This is a genomic window from Pseudomonas sp. PAGU 2196, from assembly GCF_022179005.1.
Classification (GTDB): Bacteria; Pseudomonadota; Gammaproteobacteria; order Pseudomonadales; family Pseudomonadaceae; genus Aquipseudomonas; species Aquipseudomonas kermanshahensis.
In genome coordinates this window covers 101,609-120,553 of record NZ_BNTL01000003.1, presented here as the reverse complement: position 1 = coordinate 120,553, position 18,945 = coordinate 101,609, and the positions used below count along the sequence as shown (strand labels likewise).

Sequence of the window (18,945 nt, the reverse complement as noted above, 5' to 3'; positions counted from 1 at the left end):
GGCGTTCTCCTCAGGCGGCGTTCTTGAGTTTCGGGTCCAGCGCATCGCGCAGTCCGTCGCCCATCAGGTTGATTGCCAGCACGCTGAGCAGAATGGTCACCCCCGGCAGGCTCACCACCCACCAGGCCCGCTCGATGTAGTCGCGGGCCGAGGCCAGCATGGTGCCCCACTCGGGGGTGGGCGGTTGCACGCCCAGGCCGAGGAAGCCCAGGGCCGCGGCGTCGAGGATCGCCGAGGAGAAACTCAAGGTGGCCTGCACGATCAACGGCGCCATGCAGTTGGGCAGCACGGTGACGAACATCAGCCGCGGCAAGCTGGCACCGGCCAGGCGGGCGGCGGTGACGTAGTCGCGGTTGAGTTCGCCCATTACCGCGGCGCGGGTCAGGCGCACATAGGCAGGCAGCGAGACGATGGCGATGGCGATCACGGTGTTGATCAGGCCAGGGCCGAGGATGGCGACGATGGCCACGGCCAGCAGCAGCGAGGGCAGGGCCAGCATCACGTCCATCAGGCGCATGATCGAGGGGCCGAGGAAGTGCGGGAAGAAGCCGGCCAGCAGGCCCAGCAGAATCCCCGGGATCAGCGACATCACCACCGACGACAGGCCGATCAGCAATGACAGCCGGGCGCCCTGGATCAAGCGCGACAGCAGGTCGCGGCCCAGTTCGTCGGTGCCGAGGATGAACTGCCAGGTACCGCCTTCGAGCCACACCGGCGGGGTCAGCAGGAAGTCGCGGTACTGCTCGCTCGGATCATGCGGGGCGACCCAAGGGGCGAACAGGGCGCAGAACACCACCAGGCACATGAAGGCCAGGCCCATCACCGCGCCTTTGTTGCGCGAGAAGGCGTGCCAGAATTCCTTGTACGGCGAGGGGTAGAGCAGGCTTTGGTCCACCGGGCTGGCCGGTGCGACGGATTTTGCAATCGGGCTAGTCATGGCGAAGGCCTCAGCGCTGATGACGGATGCGTGGGTTGGCCAGGCCGTAGAGGATGTCCACGACGAAGTTGACCAGAATCACCAGGCAGGCGATCAACAGGATGCCGTTCTGGACCACGGGGTAGTCACGGGCACCGATGGCTTCGATCAGCCATTTGCCGATGCCCGGCCAGGAAAAGATGGTTTCGGTGAGCACTGCGCCGGCCAGCAGTGTGCCGACTTGCAGGCCGAACACCGTGAGCACCGGGATCAGCGCGTTACGCAGGCCGTGCACGAACACCACGCGGGCAGGCGACAGGCCCTTGGCGCGGGCGGTGCGAATGTAGTCTTCGCGCAGTACTTCGAGCATTGACGAGCGGGTCATACGGGCAATCACCGCCAGCGGAATGGTGCCCAGGACGATGGCCGGCAGGATCAGGTGCATCACCGCATCCTTGAACGCGCCTTCTTCGTCGCTGAGCAGGGTGTCGATCAGCATGAAACCGGTTTTCGGCTCGATGTCGTAGAGCAGGTCGATGCGCCCGGACACCGGCGTCCAGCCCAGGCTGACCGAGAAGAACATGATCAGGATCAGGCCCCACCAGAAAATCGGCATGGAGTAGCCAGCGAGCGAGATGCCCATCACCCCATGATCGAACAGCGAGCCCCGCTTCAGTGCCGCGATCACCCCGGCCAGCAGGCCGACGATACCGGCGAACAGCAGGGCGGCGAAGGCCAGCTCCAAGGTGGCGGGGAACAGGGTGAGGAATTCGGTCCACACGCTCTCGCGGGTACGCAGCGATTCGCCCAGGTCACCCTGGGCGAGCTTGCCCACATAGTCCAAGTACTGGACCGGCAGCGGCTTGTTCAGGCCCAGGCGTTCCATGGCCTGGGCGTGCATTTCGGGGTCGACCCTGCGCTCGCCCATCATCACTTCCACCGGGTCGCCGGGGATCAGGCGTATGAGCGCGAAGGTGAGCAAGGTGATACCGAAGAAGGTCGGGATCAGCAGGCCCAGGCGCCGGGCAATAAAACTCAACATTGTCGGGGTTACCTCTTCAGGCCAGGCGGCAGTCAGCACGCCACGGCAGTGCCGCCGGTCCCCGTGTGGGCTGCCGGCGGTCGTTGTTTTTCTACTTCACCCGGGTGGTGGCGAAGTTGTTGTTGGTCAGAGGGTTGATCACGTAACCCTCCACGTTGTCACGCATGGCGGTAAACACCTTCGGGTGGGCCATGCTGATCCAGGGCTGGTCGTCATCGTACACCTTCAATGCCTCGCTATAGAGCCTTGCACGCGCGTCGTTATCGATCACCTCGCGGGCTTGGGTGATCAACGCCTGGAATTTCGAGTTGCACCAGCGCGCGTAGTTCTCGCCATTTTTCGCCGCCTCGCAGCTGAGCAGCGGTGTGAGGAAATTGTCCGGGTCGCCGTTGTCGCTGGCCCAGCCGGTGGACACCAGGTCGGCTTCGCCTTTTTTTGCCCGGCGCAGCATCTCGGCCCACTCCATGACGCGGATGTCGAGTTTGATGCCGACCTTGGCCAGGTCTGATTGCAACATCTCGGCGGACAGCCGTGGGTTGGGGTTGGTCGGGCCGCCGCCGTTGCGGGTGAACAGGGTGATGACCGTACCTTCCGGTACACCGGCCTCCTTGAGCAGCGCACGTGCCTTGTCGAGGTCGCGGGGCGGGTTTTTGTTGTCGTGGTTGAAGCCGATCATTGACGGCGGGTAGGGGTTGATACCGACCACGGCGTTGCCTTTGCCGAACAGCTGATCGACGTGGGTCTGGCGGTCGAAGGCCATGTCGATGGCTTTGCGCACCCGCACATCGCTGAGGTATTTGTGCTCGGTGTTCATGGCGATGTAGCCGGTAACCAGTGCTTCGGTGTTGGCGATCCTGAGCTCAGGGTCGGCCTTGATCGACGGCACGTCCTCGGGCTTGGGGTACAGCGCCACCTGACATTCGTTGGCGCGTAGCTTCTGCAGGCGGACGTTGCTGTCGCTGGCGATGGCAAAGATCAGGGCATCGGCCGGTGGCTTGCCACGGAAGTAGTCTGGGTTGGCCTTGTAGCGGACCTGTGCGTCCTTGCTGTAGCGCTGGAAGATGAACGGGCCGGTGCCGATCGGCTTGCTGTTGAGGTCGCCTGTCTTACCTGCCTTCAGCAACTGGTCGCCGTATTCGGCGGAGTAGATCGAGGTGAAACCCATGGCCATGTCACGTAGAAACGGTGCTTCCGGGCGGGTGAGGGTGATCACCACGGTGTGATCGTCAGTCTTGTCTACCGACTTGAGCAATTTGCCAAAGGCCATGCTTTCGAAATACGGGTAGCCGACGCTGGTCTTGTCGTGCCAGGGGTGTTGTGGGTCCAGTTGGCGGCGCAGGCTCCACAGCACGTCGTCGGCATTGAAGTCGCGGGTGGGCGTGAAGTAGTCGGTGGTGTGGAACTTCACCCCCTGGCGCAGGTGGAAGGTGTACGTCAGGCCATCAGCGGAGATGTCCCAGCGTTCCGCCAGGGCCGGCTGGATGTCGGTCGTCCCGGGGGTGAAATCGACCAGGCGGTTGAACAGGGTTTCGGACGAGGCATCGAACGTCACGGCCGTGGTGTACTGGACGACATCGAAGCCCTCGGGGCTGGCTTCGGTACACACCACCAGCGGCTTGGCCGCAAGCGGCGCGGCGCTGCCCAGGATGAGCGCTGCCAGGGCAGCGCGGAGCGGTAGCGATTTCATGAATACTCCCTGCAAGCTTTGATTCCAGCGTAGCCGCCACGGCCTGTTTTTTTCAGTGGGCGAAGCAGGCCGTGGCGTCATGGGTCAGAGGATGTTGAACGGAATGGTTGTCACCACACGGAACTCGTCCAGGCTGCCATCGGCCTGGGCCTTGCTGGCGCGGTGTGCGGTATAGGTGGCGCGGATGCTGGTGTCTTTCAGCGGGCCGCTCTGCACCGCGTAGCTGGTGCCGATGCCCCACTCGTAGTGGGTCTCGCCGTCCAGCCCCTTCACGTCATAGGCGGTGCCGCGGTAGTGCGTGCCGTCGATGCCCCAGCCGCGGGCGTTGTACAGGTTGAACTTCAGGCCCGGCACGCCGTAGGGCGCCATGTTCAGCACATAGGAAATCTGCAGGGATTTCTCGTTGGGGCCGTTGAAGTCCGAGAGCAGCGAGTTGGCCAGGTAGATGCCGTTGGTTTCGTGCAGGTAGTCGAAGTACTCGTTGCCGTTGACCTGCTGCCAGGCTGCCGAAAGGGTATGGGCCTGGTGGGTCAGGCCAAACGACAGGCTGTAGGTGTCGTTGTCGATCTCACCCATCTTCTTGCTGCCTTCGTCCACGGTCTTGTAGTAGTTCAGACCGGTGCTCAGGCTGAGTACGGCGCTGTCGCCCAGCACGTGGTTGGCGCCGAAGTAGTACTGGTTCCAGAAGTCGTCGACCTTGGTGGCGTACAGGCTGGTGGTCAGGCTCTTGAACGGCTGGTAGTTGACCCCGGTGGTGCTGGCGTGGTCGGTTTCCACGCCTGTGGCGCTGTACTCGGTGCGGAACTTGCTGAGGCTTTGCTCGGTGCGCGGCGAAACGCGGTCGAAGGTCGCAAAGTCGAACGACAGGTTGTCGAACTCGGCGCTGTGCAAGAGCGCGCCCTCGAAACTCGAGGGCAGGGCTCGGTTGCCAATGTAGGCCATCATTGGCGTATCCATCGACAGGCGGCCGATGGTGAGGGTGGTGTTGGACACGCGGGCCTTGATGTTGGCCAGGCCCAGTTTGCTCCACTGGTCGATAGGGTCGCCGTCGCTGTGGGTCAATGTGCGGTTGTTGGGGCCAGCAATCGCCTTACGGTTCTGTAGCAGGGCAACGGCGTTGTAGCCGGCCGCTTCGACGGCAAAGCCCACGGTGCCTTGGGTAAAGCCCGAGCTGTAGTTGAGGATGGTGCCTTGCAGCCAGTTCTCGCGGCTGTGGGTGTCGTGGCGGGTGCCGTCGCTTTTGTAGTACTTCCACAACGGGCCGCGGGCGGCGCGCTCGCGGGCGTACCAGTTGCGGGTCGAGCCAGACAGGCTCTGGCCGTCGACGAAGCCGGTCGCCTGGTCTTGCTCGCTGCCGGTTTTGAGGGTGAGCGGGACGTAGTCCTGGCGCTGAGGGTCGGCTTCGACCACGGAACAAAAGCTGCCGATGGTTAAGGCCAGTGCGGTTGAGGTGAATATTCTCAAGGTGAAAGCTCCCTTTCCTTTTTCTAGTTATTACCGGCCTTGTGAGCCGGGTTTATTGCTGCGGTGTTGCCAGGGTTGCCTGGGGTTGCCGGGCTAATCAGGGGGAGAGGTGTTGCCTGCACTGGCCTCTTCGTGGGGAACCTGTGGGAGCGGGTTTACCCGCGAAGAGGCCGGTGCAGGTTGAAAAATCAATCAACACTCACACCGGAAAAATCATTGCGGCCAAAGGGGCTGACCTTGAAGTCGGAAACCTTGACACTGATCGGCTGGTTCACCGTGGAATGCGCCACCGGGGTAATCGGCACCTGTTGCTTGAGCCGTTGCTGGGCCTGGCGGTAGAGGGCGGTGCGCTGTTCGCGGTCGGTCACCTGCTTGGCCTGCTTGACCAGGCTGTCGTACTGCGGGTCGCACCACAGGGAGTAGTTGTTGCTGCCGATGGCGTCGCAGTTGTAGAGGGTGCCGAGCCAGTTGTCGGGGTCGCCGTTGTCGCCGGTCCAGCCGATCAGGGCGATGTCGTGCTCGCCGCTTTTCATGCGCTTGAGGTACTCGCCCCATTCGTAGCTGACGATGCGCACCTTGAAGCCCAGCTTGTTCCAGTCGGCCTGGAGCATCTCGGCCATGAGCTTGGCGTTGGGGTTGTACGGGCGCTGTACCGGCATGGCCCATAGGGTGACTTCGGTGCCGTCCTTGACCCCGGCCTGCTTGAGCAGTTGCTTGGCTTTTTCCGGGTCGAAGGGGGCGTCCTTGAGGCTGTCGTCATAGGACCATTGGGTGGGCGGCATGGCGTTCACTGCCAGTTGCCCGGAGTCCTGATACACCGCCTGCAGGATCGCCTGCTTGTTGACCGCCATGTCCATGGCCTGGCGCACTTCCAGGCGGTCGAAGGGCGGGTGCTGGGTGTTGTAGGCGATGTAGCCGAGGTTGAAGCCGGGCCGTTGCAGCACCTCGAGTGTCTTGTCGGCCTTGAGCGCCGGCAGGTCGGCCGGCCGTGGGTGCAAGGTGACCTGGCATTCGTTGCGGCGCAGCTTCTGGATGCGCACCGAAGGGTCGGTATTGATCGAGAACACCAGGTTGTCGATCTTCACATCGTCCGGTGCCCAATAGTCCTTGTTGCCCTTGAAGCGGATCTGCGCGTCCTTCTGGTAGCGCTGGAACACGAACGGCCCGGTGCCGATGGGTTGCTGGTTGATGTCGCTGGGGCGCCCGCGGGTCATCAACTGCTCGGCGTATTCGGCAGACAGGATGGACGCGAAGCTCATGGCAAGGTTCTGGATGAACGCGGCGTCGACCTTGTTCAGGGTGAACACCACGGTCAGCGGGCCGGCCTTCTCGATGCGGGCGATGTTCTTGTCCAGGCCCATGCTGACGAAGTAGGGGAACTCGGTGGGGTAGGCCAGCCGGAACGGGTGGCCCTTGTCGAGCATGCGGTTGAAGGTGAACAGCACGTCGTCGGCATTGAAGTCGCGGCCTGGGGTAAACGCCTTGTTGGCGTGGAACTTCACGCCCTCGCGCAGGTGGAAGGTGTAGCGCAGGCCATCCTCGGAGATGTCCCATTTGGTTGCCAGGGCCGGGTGCACGGCAGTGCCGCCGCGTTCGAATTCGACCAGGCGGTTGTAGATCGGCTCGGCGGCGTCGTTGTCGGTGGCGCTGGTGTACTGGGCGGTGTCGAAACCAGCCGGGCTGCCTTCCGAACAGAACACCAGGTTTTTCGCGAGCAGGGTCGGGGATTGGCTCATCAGGCCCAGCGCGAGCAGGGTCGAAAGGGCGGTGGCATGGCGCATGGCAAGTCCTTGTTCGTCTGTTTCGCCGCCTCGGGGTACGAATGACGGCAACAGGTTGCCTATCCCGCTGCGGGTAGCAGCAGGCAGGCGTGATGGGGGTTGGCTGTGGTGGGGCAGGCACCCGCCGCGCGGCGGGTGCCGAGGGCTACCCTATTATTTGTCCACGCTGACGCCGTAGAAGGAGTTCAGCGAGAACGGGCTGATCTTGAAGTCCTTCACCTTGACACTCATGGGCTGGTACACGGTGGAGTGGGCGATCGGGGTGATCGGCACCTGCTGCTTGAGGATGTGCTGCGCCTGTTGGTACAGCTCAGTGCGTTTGGCGGGGTCCGACGTGGCTTTGGCCTGTTTGATCAGGTCGTCGTAGGGCTTGTAGCACCACTTGGAGAAGTTGTTGCCGTCGATCGCATCGCAGCCATACAGGGTACCTAGCCAGTTGTCCGGGTCACCGTTGTCGCCGCTCCAGCCGATCAGCATGGCGCCCTGTTCGCCGCCTTTGGAGCGCTTGATGTATTCGCCCCATTCATAACTGACGATCTTCGCCTTGATGCCGATCTTGGCCCAGTCCGATTGCAGCATTTCGGCCATCAGCTTGGCATTGGGGTTGTACGGGCGTTGCACGGGCATGGCCCACAGGGTGATCTCGGTGCCCTCCGGGATGCCGGCTTGCTTGAGCAGCTGCTTGGCCTTTTCCGGGTCGTAGGGGGCGTCCTTGATGCTGTCGTCATAGGACCACTGGGTGGGCGGCATGCCGTTGACCGCCAGCTGACCGGCACCCTGGTAAACCGATTCGATGATCTTCTTCTTGTCCACCGCCATGTCCAGTGCCTGACGCACTTCGAGCTTGGCCATGGGGTTGGGCACGCTGCTGCCTTTGATTTTGTCCATCACGTTGTAGGCGATATAGCCGACGTTGAAGCCGGCCTGTTGCGGCATCTGCAGGTTCTTGTCGGCCTTGAGCGGCTCGATGTCGGCCGGGCGTGGGAACAGCGTGACCTGGCACTCGCCTTTCTTGAGCTTCTGCATGCGCACCGAGGCATCGGTGGTGATGGCGAAGATCAGGTTGTCGAGCTTCACGTCCTCGGGTTTCCAGTAGTCCTTGTTGCCCTTGAAGCGGATTTGCGCGTCTTTCTGGTACTTGCTGAACACAAATGGGCCGGTACCGATCGGTTTCTGGTTGAGGTCGGCAGCCTTGCCGCCTTTCAGCAACTGGTCGGCATACTCGGCCGACTGGATGGACGCGAAGCTCATCGCCAGGTTCTGGATGAACGCGGCGTCCACTTCGTTGAGGGTGAAGCGCACGGTGTGCTCATCGACCTTCTCGAGCTTGGCGATGTTCTTGTCCATGCCCATGTCGGTGAAGTACGGGAATTCGGTGGGGTATGCCTTACGGAACGGGTGGTTCTTGTCGAGCATGCGGTTGAACGTGAACAGCACGTCATCGGCATTGAATGTGCGGGTGGGCTTGAAGTAGTCGGTGGTGTGGAACTTGACCCCTTCGCGCAGGTGGAAGGTGTAGGCCTTGCCGTCGTCGGACACTTCCCATTTAGTCGCCAGGCCCGGGATCACGGCGGTACCGCCGCGTTCGAACTGGGTCAGGCGGTTGAACACGGTCTCGGCCGAGGCGTCGAAGTCGGTTCCCGTCGTGTATTGCCCTGGGTCGAAGCCAGCCGGGCTGCCTTCGGAGCAGAACACCAGGTTGGACGCTGCGTGGGCGAGCGGGGCGCCGGCCAGCAAACCTGCGCCTAGCAAGAACGGAATGACTGCGTGTTTGAGCATGGTGGCCTCATTGTTGTCATTTTTGATTGAGGTGGCCTCGTGAGCCGACCTGAGGATACTTATGCAGGGGCTGTTCCCAATGCAACACTCAGAAGGATAGTTGGCGCCAGAAAGGTGGTACGAGCGTACATGGATGTCGCATCAGTATAACTTTCGACGAAGTTGAACGTTTGCGCGGGCAAAATGATGGCAATTGCAGGATGTTTCGAGGGGGAGGGATTTGTAAGCTGCACCTTAAAAGTGCGTAGGAAATGTCTTAAATTGCAGAGTTGGGGCTGCATTGCAGCCATCGCGACGCAAGGCCGCTCCTACAGGTGCAGCACAAGCCTTAGGATCTGCGCTGCCCCTGTGGGAGTCGGCTTGCCGGCGATTGGGCCGCAAGGCGGCCCCATTCAGATCAAGGCATCTGAACTTCAATCAAACCATCGGCATTCATGCTCACTTCGCTGGTACCCGCTTCGATATCCGGCGCCGGCGCCGCTTCGTCAGCGCCCATGGCTTTCATGGCCATCGGTGCGCTGCGCAGGTACGGGCGTGGGTAGCCGCTGCTGTTGAGGTTCAGGTTGACTACTTTGTAGCCCTTGCCACCCAGCGCCTCGGTGGCCAGCTGTGCGCGTGCCTTGAAGGCATTGACCGCGTCCTTGAGCAAATCATCTTCGCTGGCCTTGCGCGTGGCTGGGGCGATGGAGAAGTCCATGCCGCCCATTTTCAGGTCTTGCAGCAGGTCGGCGGTCAATTGCGACAGGGCTGGGAAGTTGGCGCTTTCCAGGCGCAGCTCGGCGCGTTCACGCCAGCCGGTGATCTTCTGCCCTTTACTGTCATAGACCGGGTAGCTGTTGCGGCTGCCCTGGCTGATCTTCACATCTTTGACCTGGCGAGACTGCTGCACAGCCTTGTTCATGGTCTCGGTGATCTCTTTGGCAAGTTTGCCCGGGTCGGTGTTCTGCGCTTCGCTGTAGAGGGTCACGACCATCAGGTCGCGTGGCACTTCCTTGCTGACTTCGGCACGCAGCGACACCTGATTGAAGCGCGGCTCATCGGCCGCCAGCGCAGGCAGGCTGGCGAGCAGGCCGCAAGACAGGATCAAGGCAGTGCCGCGACGAGGGATTTGCATGTAAGACTCCTTGGCAATAAAAGGGCGTGGGTGCTGGCTCTCCATTCCACGCATGGCCCATCAGACCGGGAACAGTGTAGTGGGTTCAAAAGTGCCATCATGAACCTGTGACAAAGTGTGGCGCTTTGCCGCATCGCTGCAGCGAGGCGCCCGGCTTCGGTATACTCCAGCCGATTTTCTGGAGCACTCATCAGGAGAGCTCATGCTCGCCGACGTACAACCGTTGTCCGCTACACGTCAGAACCTCTGGCGCCTGACTGTTATTCGCGTGCTGGTCCTGGCTGCCCAGGCAGGCTCCGTGGGCGTCGCCTACTGGACCGACCTGCTGCCCTTGCCGTGGTTTTCGCTGGCGGCGACGCTGGCCCTGTCGTCCATCCTGTGCGCCTTCACTGCGTTGCGCCTGCGCCTGTCGCTGCCGGTCACCGAAATGGAATATGCACTGCAGCTTGCCTGCGACCTGCTGATCCACAGTGCCTTGCTGTATTACTCCGGCGGTTCGACCAACCCGTTCGTTTCGTATTACCTGGTGCCGCTGGCCATTGCTGCGGTGACCTTGCCCTGGCTCTATTCGCTGATTCTTTCGGGCATTGCCCTGACGGCATACAGCCTGCTGCTGGTGCAGTTCTACCCGCTGGAAGGGCTGCCGCTGGCGCGGGACAAGATGCAGGTCTACGGCATGTGGCTGAGCATCGCCCTGGCGGCAGCGGTCATCACCTTCTTTGCCGCGCGCATGGCCGAAGAACTCCGCCGCCAGGAACAACTGCGTTCCGAGCGCCGTGAGGAGAGCCTGCGCGATGAGCAGTTGCTGGCCGTGGCCACCCAGGCCGCTGGCGCTGCCCACGAACTGGGCACCCCGCTGGCGACCATGAGCGTGCTGCTCAACGAAATGCGCCAGGACCACCCCGACCCGCTGTTGCAGGAAGACCTGCAGATCCTTCAGGATCAGGTCAAACTGTGCAAGGAGACCTTGCAGCAACTGGTGCGTGCCGCCGAGGCCAACCGCCGCCTGGCGATGGTCGAGCAGGACGTTACCGCCTGGCTCGACGAAGCGCTCAACCGTTGGCACCTGATGCGGCCCGAGGCCAGCTACCGCTTCCAGCGCCTCAGGGATGGCCAGGTACCGCGTCTGACCCCGCCACCGGACCTGACCCAGGCGCTGCTGAACCTGCTGAACAATGCAGCCGACGCATGCCCGGACGATCTCGAGGTGCGCCTTGACTGGGACGCCCAGGACATTGTCATCAGTATCCGTGACCATGGCCCCGGTGTGCCCCCAGCGATCGCCGAGGCGATTGGCAAACCCTTTATTACCACCAAGGGCAAAGGCTTCGGCCTGGGCCTGTTCTTGAGCAAGGCCAGCGTGACGCGTGCGGGCGGTTCGGTGAAACTCTATAGTCATGAGCAGGGTGGCACCCTGACCGAATTGCGCCTGCCCTATGGCAAGCGAGGAGATGAATGATGAGTGACGAAACCCAGCTTGAAAGCGAAGAGCTGCCGCACCTACTGCTGGTGGATGACGATGCCACCTTCACCCGGGTCATGGCGCGTGCCATGAGCCGTCGCGGGTTCCGCGTGAGCACTGCAGGCTCCGCCGAAGAAGGGCTGATCCTGGCCCAGCAGGACCTGCCAGACTACGCCACGCTGGACCTGAAGATGGAAGGCGACTCGGGGCTTGTGCTGCTGCCCAAGCTGCTGGAGCTGGACCCGGAAATGCGCGTGGTGATCCTGACGGGTTATTCCAGCATCGCCACCGCGGTGGAGGCGGTCAAGCGCGGTGCCTGCAACTACCTGTGCAAGCCGGCCGATGCCGACGATGTACTGGCTGCGTTGCTTTCCGAGCATGCCGACCTGGATGCCCTGGTGCCGGAAAACCCGATGTCGGTCGACCGCCTGCAGTGGGAGCACATCCAGCGCGTGCTGAACGAGCACGAGGGCAATATCTCGGCCACAGCGCGGGCGCTGGGCATGCACCGGCGGACCTTGCAGCGCAAACTGCAGAAGCGGCCGGTTCGGCGCTGAATCGGCGTTGACCCTTTCGCGGGGCAAGCCCGCTCCCACAGGGACACCACTGAGCCCGAGAAGGGTGGGCACCTGTGGGAGCGAGCTTGCCCGCGAAGAGGCCGCCACTGACAGAAATTGCCCTGTATCGCATCCCGATCCCCGCAACTCGCAGCCGTTGACGTATCATTAGGCCCCTAACGGCAACTCCCAGCAGGATCGCTTGCGCATGCTCGCCCTTCTTATCCAGACGCTGAACATCACGGCACCTGTCTTCGCCATGCTGTTCATGGGCGTGCTGCTCAAACGCATCCACCTGATCGACGACAACTTCAACCGCGTCGCTTCACAGCTGGTGTTCAACGTCTGCATGCCGGCGCTGCTGTTCCTCGGCATCTACCACGCCGACCTGGCAACGGCGGTCAAGCCTGGCGTGCTGCTGTATTTCGTCGCGGCCACCCTGGTTGGCTTTGGCGTGGCCTGGGGGCTGGCTATCTGGCGTTGCCCGCCAGCGGACCGCGGCATCTACACCCAAGGCGCGTTTCGCGGCAACAACGGCGTAATCGGCCTGGCCCTGGCCGCCAGCCTGTATGGCGACTACGGCATCTCGCTGGGCGCGGTGCTGGCAGGCCTGGTGATCCTCCTGTACAACTCGCTGTCGGCGGTGGTGCTGGCGGTGTACAGCCCGGACCTCAAGTCCGACCCGTGGAGCATCTGCAAGAACATCTTCAGCAACCCATTGATCATCAGTGTGCTGGTGGCAACGCCCATGGCCTATGGCCAGGTGCCGTTGCCCAACTGGTTGCTCACTTCAGGCGACTACCTGGCGCAGATGACCTTGCCGCTGGCATTGATGTGCATCGGTGGCACCCTGTCGCTGGCGGCGCTGCGTGACAGTGGCAGGCTGGCCATCGATGCCAGCCTGGTGAAGATGGTCTGGTTGCCGCTGATCGGCACACTGGGTGCGTGGCTGTGCGGGTTCCGCGGTGCCGAGCTGGGCATTTTGTTCCTGTACATCGGCAGCCCGACGGCGGCAGCCAGCTATGTCATGGCGCGGGCGGCCAACGGCAACCATGAGTTGGCGGCTTCGATCATCGTGATCACTACGCTAATGGCGGCGATCACCACCAATATCGGTATTTTCATCTTGCAGTGGGGCGGATGGATCTAGATCCTTGACTGCAAATAACAGCAATAACACTGCCTCACTGAGCTAAAGGACACTTCATGCAAGACCAGAGCACGCCCGAGCGCTTGCAGCGCGGGCTGAAGAATCGCCATATCCAGCTGATCGCGCTGGGTGGGGCCATCGGCACCGGGCTGTTCCTGGGGATCGCCCAGACCATTCAACTGGCCGGCCCTTCCGTTTTGCTGGGCTACGCCATCGCCGGCCTGATGGCTTTCTTCATCATGCGCCAATTGGGCGAAATGGTGGTCGAAGAGCCGGTCGCCGGCAGCTTCAGCCACTTCGCCCACCAGTACTGGAGCGAGTTCGCAGGCTTCGTCTCGGGCTGGAACTACTGGGTGGTATACGTGCTGGTGGGCATGGCCGAACTGACCGCCGTGGGCATCTATGTGCAGTACTGGTGGCCCGATTTCCCCACCTGGGCGACGGCGGCGATCTTCTTCGTGGCAATCAACCTCATCAACCTGACCCAAGTGAAGGTCTACGGGGAGATGGAGTTCTGGTTCGCCTTGGTCAAGGTAGTGGCCATCGTCAGCATGATTGGCTTTGGTGCCTGGCTGCTGAGCAGCGGTCACGGCGGCCCGGACGCCAGCGTGGCCAACCTGTGGCAATACGGCGGGTTCTTCCCGAATGGCGTCACTGGCCTGATCATGGCCTTGGCTGTGATCATGTTCTCTTTCGGTGGGCTGGAGCTGGTGGGTATCACCGCCGCCGAGGCAGATAACCCGCGCCAGAGCATCCCCAAGGCCACCAACCAAGTGGTCTACCGCATCCTGATTTTCTACATCGGCGCCCTGGCGGTGCTGTTGTCGCTGTACCCGTGGCAGAAGGTGGTGCAGGGGGGTAGCCCGTTCGTGATGATTTTCCATGAGCTGGACAGCGACCTGGTGGCGACCATCCTCAATGTCGTGGTGCTGACGGCGGCGCTGTCGGTCTACAACAGCTGCGTCTACGCCAACAGCCGCATGCTGTTCGGCCTGGCCAGCCAGGGGGATGCGCCGCGCCAGCTGCTCAAAGTCAGCCGCAGTGGTGTGCCTCTGACGGCGCTGGGTGTTTCGGCGTTTGCCACGGGCATGTGCGTACTGATCAACTACCTGATGCCGGGTGAAGCCTTTGGCTTGCTGATGGCCCTGGCGGTGTCGGCGCTGGTGATCAACTGGGCGAGCATCAGCATCACTCACCTCAAATTCCGCAAAGCCAAGCTGGCGTCGGGTATTACCCCGTTCTACCAGAGCTGGGGGCACCCGGTTACCAATTACCTGTGCCTGGCGTTCATCGTGCTGATTCTGGTGGTGATGTACCTGACGCCGCCGATTCGCATCTCGGTGATGCTGATTCCGGGTTGGATTGCGGTACTTTGGGTCGCGTTCCGGTTGAAGAAGGCCCGGCAGGGCTGAGGGCTTGTGGCGCCCTCCGCTGGCCTCAGTGCTGCCGCCGCCACGCACGTACGGTGGTGTACAGCAGCACCAAGGCCAGCACTGGCAGGACATAGAACAGCATGAGCCGCTCCAGGCGGCCGGCCAATGGCATGCCGGTGGTAAAGGCCACCACATGCAGCCCATAGGCCAGGTACAGGCAGAGAAACACCAGGCCTTCAGCGCGGGTGATCCGGTAGCCCGAATAGAACACGGGCAGGCTCAAGACGGCGACGCCCAGCATCACGGGCAGGTCGAAGGCCAGCGCGTTGGGTGAGATCGACAGCGGTTCAGGGGTGATCAGCGCGGTCAGGCCCAGCACTCCCAGCAGGTTGAACAGGTTGCTGCCGATCACCGTGCCAACGGCGATTTCCCGTTCGCCGCGAAGGGCGGCAATCATAGCGGCGGCCAGCTCTGGCAATGACGTGCAGACCGCGACCACGGTCAGGCCGATGATGCGTTCGGAAAGGCCCAGGTCAGTCGCCACCTCAACGGCGGCTTCCAGCAGCAAGTGGCCGGCCAGGCTCAGCAGGCCAAGGCCAAGCGCAATCTGCAGCAGCGTGCTTGACCAGAAGCGTGCGCCACTGACCTTGATGTTGCTGGGCGCGGGGTAGGTGCGAGCGTAATGGCGTGATTGATGCCAGAGCATGACCAGGTAGCCCACCAGCGCCAGCAACAGCAGCAGGCCCTCCCCGCGGCCCAGGTAGCCATTGGCGGCCAGCGCATACACCAGCGCACTGGCGACGATCATCAAGGGGATGTCCAGACGAACCAGTTGGCGTGAAACACGCAGCGGGATGATCAGCGCGGCCAGGCCAAGAATCACCAGTACGTTGAAGATGTTGCTGCCAATCACGCTGCCGACGGCGACATCCGGTGCGCCCTGGAAGGCGGCCTGTAGGCTTACCGTGAGCTGCGGTGCGGTGCTGCCGAAGGCCACCAGGCTCAGCCCGATGATCAGTGGGCGCACGTGCAGGCACAGGGCCAGGCGCAGGGCCATGCGTACCAGCAGCTCGGCACCGCAGGCCAGCAGCAACAAGGCGACGCCCAGTTGCAGGAGGCTGAAGGTGGGAAGGGTGGCCAGGTCGAAAATGGTCAGGGCTCCAGTAGGGTCAGTCGCTCAGACCTTGTACCCGCACGCGCGCCGTTCCGCTACGGAGCATGCCGATTTTTTCTGCTGCAGCGCGTGACAGGTCGATCAGCCGGCCGCGTGTGTGCGGGCCGCGGTCATTGATGCGCACCACCACGCTGCGTTGGTTGGCGAGGTTGGTGACCAGCACGCGGCTGCCGAACGGCAGGCTGCGGTGAGCGGCGGTAAGGCCGTGCTGGTTGAACGGTTCGCCACTGGCCGTGCGTTTGCCGTGGTGGCGCGAGCCGTAATAGGAGGCGGTGCCGGTCTTGTCGTAGCCGCGGGGGTCGATATCGTGGCTGGCACAGCCGGCCAGCAGGGAGAACAAGGCGAGGGTGCCGAGGGATCGTTTTAGCAAGTCTGATGCTCCGGTGCTGCCATTGGGGCCGCTGGGCGGCCTTCGCGGGGCAAGCCCGCTCCCACAGGTATTTCAGTGGCTTCGAAACTGTGGAATACCTGTGGGAGCGGGCTTGCCCCGCGAACGAGGGCGTAGCCCTCGCCGCATTTTCAGCTCACCCTTCGAGCTTGGCTTTGAGCAATTGGTTCACTTGCCCCGGGTTGGCCTTGCCCTTCGACGCCTTCATCGCCTGGCCGACGAAGAAGCCGAACATCTTGCCGCGCTTGGCCTCGTCGGCGGCGCGGTACTGTTCGACCTGTTCGGCATTGGCAGCCAGCATTTCGTCGAGCATCTTGTCGATCGCACCGGTGTCGGTGACCTGCTTCAGGCCCCGGCTCTCGATGATGCTGTCGGCATCGCCTTCACCGGCGGCCATGGCCTCGAACACGGTTTTGGCGATCTTGCCGCTGATGGTGTTGTCACTGATACGCAGCAACATGCCACCCAGCTGCTCGGCGCTGACCGGCGCCTGGTCAATCTCGACCCCCAGTTTGTTCAGCAGGCTGCCCAGCTCGACCATGACCCAGTTGGCTGCCAGCTTGGCGTCGCCACCAATTTTCACTACTTGTTCGAAGTAGTCTGCTTGTTCGCGGCTCGATGCCAGCACGTTCGCGTCGTAGGCCGACAGGCCGTACTGGCTCTGGAAGCGCTCGACCTTCTGTGGCGGCAGCTCTGGCAGGCCGGCGCGGATGGTGTCGAGGAAGCTGTCCTCGATGACCACCGGCAGCAGGTCTGGGTCGGGGAAGTAACGGTAGTCGTTGGCTTCCTCCTTGCTGCGCATGGAGCGGGTCTCGTCCTTGTTCGGGTCGTACAGGCGGGTTTCCTGGATGACCTTGCCACCGTCTTCGATCAAGTCGATCTGGCGCTGGATCTCGCTGTTGATCGCACGTTCGATGAAGCGGAACGAGTTGACGTTCTTGATCTCGCAGCGGGTACCGAACTCGGCCTGGCCTTTTGGCCGGATCGACACGTTGCAGTCGCAGCGCAGCGAGCCTTCGGCCATGTTGCCGTCGCAGATGCCCAGGTAGCGCACCAGGGCGTGGATCGCCTTGACGTAGGCCACGGCTTCTTTGGCGCTACGCATGTCCGGCTCGGAAACGATTTCCAGCAGCGGCGTGCCGGCGCGGTTCAGGTCGATGCCGGTGGAGCCGCTGAAGTCTTCGTGCAGGCTCTTGCCGGCGTCTTCCTCCAGGTGCGCACGGGTCACGCCGATGCGCTTGATGGTGCCGTCTTCCAGGGCGATGTCCAGGTGGCCCTTGCCGACGATCGGCAGGTCCATCTGGCTGATCTGGTAGCCCTTGGGCAGATCGGGGTAGAAGTAGTTCTTGCGCGCGAACACGTTGCGCTTGCCGATCTCGGCATCGATCGCCAGGCCGAACATGCACGCCATGCGCACGGCTTCCTGGTTCAGCACCGGCAGTACGCCGGGCATGCCCAAGTCAACCAGGCTGGCCTGGGTGTTCGGCTCGGAGCCGAAGGTGGTGGCGCTGCCGGAGAAGATCTTCGACTGGGTGGCGAGCTGAGTATGAATTTCCAGCCCGATCACAACTTCCCATTGCATGTGTGAACTCCTCAGAAGCCGTTGGGGGCGCGGGTGTGCCAGTCGGTCACTTGCTGGTAGCGGTGCGCGACGTTGAGCAGGCGGCCTTCCTGGAAGTAGGGCGCCAGCAGTTGCACGCCGACCGGCAGGCCATCGACGAAGCCAGCCGGCATCGACAGGCCTGGCAGGCCCGCCAGGTTGGCGGTGATGGTGTAGACGTCTTCCAGGTAGGCGGCGACGGGGTCGCTGCTCTTGGCGCCGAGCTTCCAGGCCGGGTTCGGCGTGGTCGGGCCGAGGATCAGGTCAACACCTTCGAACGCGGCCATGAAGTCGTTCTTGATCAGGCGACGAATCTGCTGGGCTTTGACGTAGTAGGCGTCGTAGTAGCCGGCCGACAGGGCGTAGGTGCCCACCATGATGCGGCGCTGCACTTCGGCACCGAAGCCTTCGCCACGGGAACGCTTGTACAGGTCGGTCAGGTCTTTTGGCGCTTCGCAGCGGTAGCCGAAGCGCACGCCGTCGAAACGCGACAGGTTGGAGGATGCCTCAGCAGGCGCGATCACGTAGTACGCCGGGATGGCGTGCTGCATGTTCGGCAGGCTGATTTCCTTGACCACGGCGCCGAGCTTTTCCAGCTCCTTGACGCTGGCTTGCACCAGGTCAGCGATGCGCGGGTCCAGGCCTGCGCCGAAGTATTCCTTCGGCAGGCCGATGCGCAGGCCTTGCAGCGAAGCGTTGAGGTTGGCGCTGTAGTCCGGCACCGGCTCTTCGATGCTGGTGGAGTCCTTGGTATCGAAACCGGCCATGCCTTGCAGCAGCAGCGCGCAGTCTTCGGCCGTGCGGGCCAGCGGGCCGCCTTGGTCGAGGCTGGAGGCGTAAGCGATCATGCCCCAGCGCGAAACACGACCGTACGTCGGTTTCAGGCCAGTCAGGTTAGTCAGCGCTGCCGGCTGTCGGATCGAGCCGCCAGTGTCGGTGCCGGTGGTGGCCGGCAGCAGGCGCGCGGCGACTGCCGCAGCCGAGCCGCCCGACGAACCGCCCGGGACGTGCTCCAGGTTCCACGGGTTTTTCACCGGGCCGTAGTGGCTGGATTCGTTGGCCGAACCCATGGCGAATTCGTCCATGTTGGTCTTGCCCAGGGTAACCATGCCGGCTTCAGCCAGCTTGGCGACCACGGTGGCGTCGTACGGCGCCTTGAAGTTGTCGAGCATCTTCGAGCCGCAGCTGGTGCGTACGCCGTTGGTGCAGAACAGGTCCTTGTGGGCAATGGGCGCACCCAGCAGGGCGCCAGCCTCGCCAGCGGCGCGACGGGCGTCAGCGGCACGGGCCTGGCCCAGGGCCAGTTCCTCGGTGACGCTGATGAAGCTGTTGATTTGCGGGTCGAGCTGTTTGATGCGCGCCAGCAGGGCGCCCGTCAGCTCTTCGGAGGAAAACGACTTGTCGGCGAGTCCGCGGGCGATCTCGGCCAGGGTCAATTGGTGCATGGCAGGCTCTATC

General features: G+C 62.8%; 15 protein-coding genes. 4 read left to right on the top strand and 11 right to left on the bottom strand.

The window, feature by feature from the left end; all coding sequences use genetic code 11:
- Positions 1–10 precede the first annotated feature (10 nt).
- From MFF34_RS04005 to MFF34_RS03975, 7 genes are all read right to left on the bottom strand, one after another.
- Positions 11–937 carry an ABC transporter permease subunit gene (locus MFF34_RS04005; protein ID WP_027595574.1) on the bottom strand — a complete coding sequence of 309 codons (927 nt, stop codon included), beginning with the start codon at positions 935–937 and terminating at the stop codon, positions 11–13.
- 10 nt (positions 938–947) lie between these two features.
- The gene (locus tag MFF34_RS04000; RefSeq protein WP_016485006.1) at positions 948–1,958 is read right to left on the bottom strand and encodes an ABC transporter permease subunit; all 1,011 of its coding nucleotides are present in this window, start codon (positions 1,956–1,958) and stop codon (positions 948–950) included.
- A gap of 91 nt (positions 1,959–2,049) precedes the next feature.
- Positions 2,050–3,645 (bottom strand): ABC transporter substrate-binding protein, encoded by a 1,596-nt coding sequence (locus tag MFF34_RS03995; RefSeq protein ID WP_238210411.1) that lies wholly within the window; start codon positions 3,643–3,645, stop codon positions 2,050–2,052.
- Positions 3,646–3,729: 84 nt separating this feature from the next.
- Entirely contained in the window at positions 3,730–5,109 is a 1,380-nt protein-coding gene (locus MFF34_RS03990) for an OprD family porin (RefSeq protein ID WP_238210409.1), read from the bottom strand.
- 188 nt (positions 5,110–5,297) lie between these two features.
- Complete coding sequence (locus MFF34_RS03985) at positions 5,298–6,890, bottom strand: ABC transporter substrate-binding protein (protein WP_238210401.1); 1,593 nt, start codon at positions 6,888–6,890, stop codon at positions 5,298–5,300.
- Positions 6,891–7,043: 153 nt separating this feature from the next.
- Complete coding sequence (locus MFF34_RS03980) at positions 7,044–8,669, bottom strand: ABC transporter substrate-binding protein (protein ID WP_238210399.1); 1,626 nt, start codon at positions 8,667–8,669, stop codon at positions 7,044–7,046.
- A 397-nt stretch (positions 8,670–9,066) separates the two neighbouring features.
- The gene (locus MFF34_RS03975; RefSeq protein ID WP_027595579.1) at positions 9,067–9,783 is read right to left on the bottom strand and encodes an SIMPL domain-containing protein; all 717 of its coding nucleotides are present in this window, start codon (positions 9,781–9,783) and stop codon (positions 9,067–9,069) included.
- 202 nt (positions 9,784–9,985) lie between these two features.
- Between MFF34_RS03975 and MFF34_RS03970 the strand changes: the two genes are divergently transcribed.
- The 4 genes from MFF34_RS03970 (at position 9,986) to MFF34_RS03955 (ending at position 14,364) form a co-directional block, all read left to right on the top strand.
- Positions 9,986–11,242, top strand: a complete 1,257-nt coding sequence (locus tag MFF34_RS03970; protein ID WP_099428388.1) for an ATP-binding protein — start codon at positions 9,986–9,988, stop codon at positions 11,240–11,242.
- Complete coding sequence (locus MFF34_RS03965; protein WP_027595581.1) at positions 11,242–11,802, top strand: response regulator transcription factor; 561 nt, start codon at positions 11,242–11,244, stop codon at positions 11,800–11,802. Before MFF34_RS03970 ends, MFF34_RS03965 begins: the two co-directional genes overlap by 1 nt.
- Before the next feature lie 208 nt (positions 11,803–12,010).
- Positions 12,011–12,952, top strand: a complete 942-nt coding sequence (locus MFF34_RS03960) for an AEC family transporter (protein WP_085272652.1) — start codon at positions 12,011–12,013, stop codon at positions 12,950–12,952.
- A gap of 56 nt (positions 12,953–13,008) precedes the next feature.
- Entirely contained in the window at positions 13,009–14,364 is a 1,356-nt protein-coding gene (locus MFF34_RS03955) for an amino acid permease (RefSeq protein ID WP_027595583.1), read from the top strand.
- A 25-nt stretch (positions 14,365–14,389) separates the two neighbouring features.
- On the opposite strand, the gene MFF34_RS03950 is transcribed toward MFF34_RS03955, so the two are convergent.
- The 4 genes from MFF34_RS03950 to gatA all read right to left on the bottom strand — a co-directional run bounded on the left by MFF34_RS03950 (position 14,390) and on the right by gatA (position 18,932).
- Entirely contained in the window at positions 14,390–15,433 is a 1,044-nt protein-coding gene (locus MFF34_RS03950) for a calcium/sodium antiporter (RefSeq protein ID WP_238210511.1), read from the bottom strand.
- Positions 15,434–15,494: 61 nt separating this feature from the next.
- Complete coding sequence (locus MFF34_RS03945; protein WP_027595585.1) at positions 15,495–15,869, bottom strand: septal ring lytic transglycosylase RlpA family protein; 375 nt, start codon at positions 15,867–15,869, stop codon at positions 15,495–15,497.
- Between the two features lie 154 nt (positions 15,870–16,023).
- A complete protein-coding gene (gene gatB / locus MFF34_RS03940) occupies positions 16,024–17,469 on the bottom strand; it encodes an Asp-tRNA(Asn)/Glu-tRNA(Gln) amidotransferase subunit GatB (protein WP_085272653.1) in 1,446 nt (481 codons plus the stop codon).
- A gap of 11 nt (positions 17,470–17,480) precedes the next feature.
- Positions 17,481–18,932: an Asp-tRNA(Asn)/Glu-tRNA(Gln) amidotransferase subunit GatA gene (gene gatA, locus MFF34_RS03935; protein ID WP_085272654.1), complete on the bottom strand. Its 1,452-nt coding sequence runs from the start codon at positions 18,930–18,932 to the stop codon at positions 17,481–17,483.
- Positions 18,933–18,945 lie beyond the last annotated feature (13 nt).